The sequence below is a fragment of the Sandarakinorhabdus rubra genome (assembly GCF_010994245.1).
GTDB lineage: Bacteria > Pseudomonadota > Alphaproteobacteria > Sphingomonadales > Sphingomonadaceae > Sandarakinorhabdus > Sandarakinorhabdus rubra.
Genome location: NZ_WMHO01000294.1, coordinates 1 through 2549 on the forward strand (window position 1 = coordinate 1; position 2549 = coordinate 2549).

The following is a 2549-nucleotide window of genomic DNA, read 5'->3' on the forward strand; positions in this document are numbered from 1 at the left end:
CCCAGCTGGTCGGCGAGCGCGGCCACCGCGTGCGGCGCGGCGCCGCCGGCCAGCGCATAGTCGCCCAGCGTCGCAAAACCGGCGAGCGGAGGGTCCTGTTCCAGCCGGCCGATGGTCAGCCCGCTGGCGGTGGCGCGGCGGCCGGCATCAGGCGCGATGCTGTCGTCGATGATCTTCAGCAGCGTCGACTTGCCGGCGCCATTGCGGCCGATCAGCGCCAGCCGGTCGCGCGCGTCGATGGTCAGCGACAGGTCCTGGAACAGCCAGTCGGCCGAGGTCTTCAGGCCGATGGCATCGAGGGTGAGAATGGGATCGGGCATCGGCCAAGCCAGTGGCCGGCTTTGCCGGCGCTGGCAAGGCTGGTTGGTGGCGCCGGTGGGCCGGCGCTTGGGGGTTGTTGCTCGCGCGAGAGTGTTGCAAAAGGCAAAGTGTATTGGGCGCGCGGGGTACGGCCCCCTGGACCGTGGTGGCCGGCCATGTTCAGGGCAAGTTCAAGCGCACCGGGCAATGAGAGCGGTGAAGCCAAGGATCTTGAACCCCTGACATGCGCAACTCTTCCACATTGCTGATCGCCGCTGCGCTGGCCTTGGGCCTGGCGTTGCCGGCGCATGCGCTGCGTGGGCCCAACGATGTGCGCGACATGGTGCGCACCGGCGAGATCATGCCGTTCGAGGTGATCCAGCGCCGCGTCCTTCAGGACAATGAGGGCGAATATGTGGGCGCCCAGTTCGATCAGGGCACGCGGGTTTATCGGTTCCGCTTCCTGCGGGATGGCAACCTGATCAATGTCGATGTTGATGCCCGCACCGGGCAACCGGTGCGCCGCCGGCAGAGTTACTGAACACGGCCGGCCTGGCGCGCGGCGCGCCCGGCCGGAGAATGGAGCCCAGGCGGATCATGCGGATCCTGGTTGTTGAAGACGAACCCAACCTGAACCGGCAGCTCAAGCAGGCGCTGGAACAGGCCGGCTATGCCGTCGATGCGGCTGTCGACGGTGAAGAAGGCCATTATCTCGGCTCCAACGAGGCCTATGATGCGGTGATCCTCGATCTCGGCCTGCCGGAGGTGGACGGGCTGACCGTGCTGGAACGCTGGCGGCGGGAAGGCCGCGTCATGCCGGTGCTGGTCCTGACCGCGCGCGACAGCTGGTCCGACAAGGTGGCCGGGCTGGATGCGGGGGCCGATGATTATCTCGCCAAGCCGTTCCAGACCGAGGAGCTGATCGCCCGCCTGCGCGCGCTGATCCGCCGCGCCGCCGGCCAGGCAACCTCTGAACTGGTGGCCGGCGCCGTGCGGCTGGACGGCCGCTCGGGCCGGGTGACGCTGAACGGCCAGCCGGTGAAGCTGACCGCGCAGGAGTTCAAGCTGCTCAGCTACCTGATGCACCACAAGGGCAAGGTGATCAGCCGCACCGAGCTGATCGAGCATATCTATGATCAGGATTTCGACCGGGATTCCAACACGATCGAAGTGTTCATCACGCGCATCCGCAAGAAGCTGGGTGCCGATCTGATCCTGACCACGCGCGGCCTTGGCTACAGTCTCAACGACCAGATCTGAGCCTGCGCTGGCGGCGCCGGCCCCGGCGGTGATGCCAAGACGGCGCGGGCGCTCGCTGCGCGTCCGCATGATCCTGATCGCGGCAGTGTGGATCACCATGCTGCTGTCGCTGGGCGGTTTTGCCCTCGATCGGGTGCTCGATGAAACCCTCACCGCCAGTTTTGACGAACAGCTGGCCAACAATCTGAATGCCATGATCAACAGTGCCGAGCTCGACGAGGTGGGCGAGGTGCGGCTGCTCCGCCCGCTGGGGGACCAGCGTTTTGCCGAGCCCTATTCCGGCCTCTACTGGCAGGTGTCGGGCGGCGGCCAGCCGACGTTTCCGTCGCGCAGCCTGTGGGACCGGCAGCTCAAGACGCCGCCCGGCGCCGCCGCCTGCCGCCAGCCCTGCCGCTATGAGAGCGACGAATTTCCCGGCGAAAGCCTGCGTGTCATCGGCCGCAGCGTGCGCCTGCCGGGTGCAGCAAAGCCCTTCTTCTTCCAGGTCGCGCAATCGAGCCGTGATCTCGACCGGCAGCGGGCGCGCACCCGCTCAATCCTGTTCTGGAGCCTGTCGGTGCTGGGCATCGGGCTGATCGCCATGGCCGGCTTGCAATCCACCTATGGCCTGGCGCCATTGCGGCGCGTGTCGGACGCGATTGCCGCCATCCGTTCGGGCCGCGCGCGCCGCGTCGATGCCCAGTTTCCGGCCGAGGTGGAGCCACTGGTCGCCGAAATCAACGAACTGCTGGAGCACAGCGAGGCCCAGTCGGAGGCGGCGCGGCGCCATGCCGGCAACCTCGCCCACGCACTGAAGACCCCGATGAGCGTGCTGGTCGGCGAAGCCGGCGGCCGCGACGATCCCTTGGCCCGCGCCATCGAGGCGCAAGTGCAGGTGATGCGCCGCCATGTCGATCACCAGCTGGCGCGCGCGCGCGCCGCCGGTCGGCGCAGCGCCTCGGCCGCGCGCACGCCGGTGCGCCCCGTGGTCGAAGCCATCGCGCGCACGG

General features: G+C 68.2%; 4 protein-coding genes. 3 read left to right on the forward strand and 1 reads right to left on the reverse strand.

Features of this window, described 5'->3' with window-relative positions:
- Positions 1–320: ATP-binding cassette domain-containing protein (locus tag GJV64_RS13560; RefSeq protein WP_235927764.1), on the reverse strand; the 320-nt coding region annotated here is incomplete at its 3' end.
- Between the two features lie 224 nt (positions 321–544).
- Here GJV64_RS13560 and GJV64_RS13565 point away from each other — a divergent pair.
- The 3 genes from GJV64_RS13565 to GJV64_RS13575 all read left to right on the forward strand — a co-directional run.
- Complete coding sequence (locus GJV64_RS13565; RefSeq protein WP_164157902.1) at positions 545–841, forward strand: PepSY domain-containing protein; 297 nt, start codon at positions 545–547, stop codon at positions 839–841.
- Between the two features lie 56 nt (positions 842–897).
- Complete coding sequence (locus GJV64_RS13570; protein ID WP_164157903.1) at positions 898–1560, forward strand: response regulator transcription factor; 663 nt, start codon at positions 898–900, stop codon at positions 1558–1560.
- A 67-nt stretch (positions 1561–1627) separates the two neighbouring features.
- On the forward strand, positions 1628–2549 hold a 922-nt coding region (locus GJV64_RS13575; RefSeq protein ID WP_164157905.1), incomplete at its 3' end, for a sensor histidine kinase N-terminal domain-containing protein.

Bases quoted from the DNA above. Each gene is read 5' to 3' on its own strand.
- GJV64_RS13565 (WP_164157902.1), top strand. From the start codon at position 545: ATGCGCAACTCTTCCACATTGCTGATCGCCGCTGCGCTGGCCTTGGGC.
- GJV64_RS13570 (WP_164157903.1), top strand. From the start codon at position 898: ATGCGGATCCTGGTTGTTGAAGACGAACCCAACCTGAACCGGCAGCTC.